Source organism: Streptomyces sp. NPDC001890, assembly GCF_042891445.1.
Lineage (GTDB): Bacteria > Actinomycetota > Actinomycetes > Streptomycetales > Streptomycetaceae > Streptomyces.
Genome location: NZ_JBIATE010000075.1, coordinates 3,590 through 5,004 on the forward strand (window position 1 = coordinate 3,590; position 1,415 = coordinate 5,004).

At 55.4% G+C, this 1,415-nt stretch carries 1 rRNA gene (cut by a window edge); it reads left to right on the plus strand.

From position 1 onward, the window contains the following. Positions 1–1,393, plus strand: a 23S ribosomal RNA gene (locus ACFYY1_RS43100) (it extends 1,382 nt beyond the left edge of the window). Positions 1,394–1,415: the final 22 nt, after the last annotated feature.

Here is a 1,415-nt window from a genome sequence, read left to right on the forward strand (position 1 = left end):
GCTGAGACCTGATGCCGAGCCGATTGTGGTGAAGTGGATGATCCTATGCTGTCGAGAAAAGCCTCTAGCGAGTTTCATGGCGGCCCGTACCCTAAACCGACTCAGGTGGTCAGGTAGAGAATACCGAGGCGTTCGGGTGAACTATGGTTAAGGAACTCGGCAAAATGCCCCCGTAACTTCGGGAGAAGGGGGGCCATCACTGGTGATTGGATTTGCTCCATGAGCTGGGGGTGGCCGCAGAGACCAGCGAGAAGCGACTGTTTACTAAAAACACAGGTCCGTGCGAAGCCGTAAGGCGATGTATACGGACTGACGCCTGCCCGGTGCTGGAACGTTAAGGGGACCGGTTAGCTGACTTTCGGGTTGGCGAAGCTGAGAACTTAAGCGCCAGTAAACGGCGGTGGTAACTATAACCATCCTAAGGTAGCGAAATTCCTTGTCGGGTAAGTTCCGACCTGCACGAATGGCGTAACGACTTCTCGACTGTCTCAACCATAGGCCCGGTGAAATTGCACTACGAGTAAAGATGCTCGTTTCGCGCAGCAGGACGGAAAGACCCCGGGACCTTTACTACAGTTTGATATTGGTGTTCGGTTCGGCTTGTGTAGGATAGGTGGGAGACTTTGAAGCGGCCACGCCAGTGGTTGTGGAGTCGTCGTTGAAATACCACTCTGGTCGTGCTGGATGTCTAACCTGGGTCCGTGATCCGGATCAGGGACAGTGTCTGATGGGTAGTTTAACTGGGGCGGTTGCCTCCTAAAGAGTAACGGAGGCGCCCAAAGGTTCCCTCAGCCTGGTTGGCAATCAGGTGTTGAGTGTAAGTGCACAAGGGAGCTTGACTGTGAGACCGACGGGTCGAGCAGGGACGAAAGTCGGGACTAGTGATCCGGCAGTGGCTTGTGGAAGCGCTGTCGCTCAACGGATAAAAGGTACCCCGGGGATAACAGGCTGATCTTCCCCAAGAGTCCATATCGACGGGATGGTTTGGCACCTCGATGTCGGCTCGTCGCATCCTGGGGCTGGAGTCGGTCCCAAGGGTTGGGCTGTTCGCCCATTAAAGCGGTACGCGAGCTGGGTTTAGAACGTCGTGAGACAGTTCGGTCCCTATCCGCTGTGCGCGTAGGAATATTGAGAAGGGCTGTCCCTAGTACGAGAGGACCGGGACGGACGAACCTCTGGTGTGCCAGTTGTTCTGCCAAGGGCATGGCTGGTTGGCTACGTTCGGAAAGGATAACCGCTGAAAGCATCTAAGCGGGAAGCCTGCTTCGAGATGAGTATTCCCACCAACTTGATTGGTTAAGGCTCCCAGTAGACGACTGGGTTGATAGGCCAGATGTGGAAGCCCGGTAACGGGTGGAGCTGACTGGTACTAATAGGCCGAGGGCTTGTCCTCAGTTGCTCGCGTCCACTGTGTT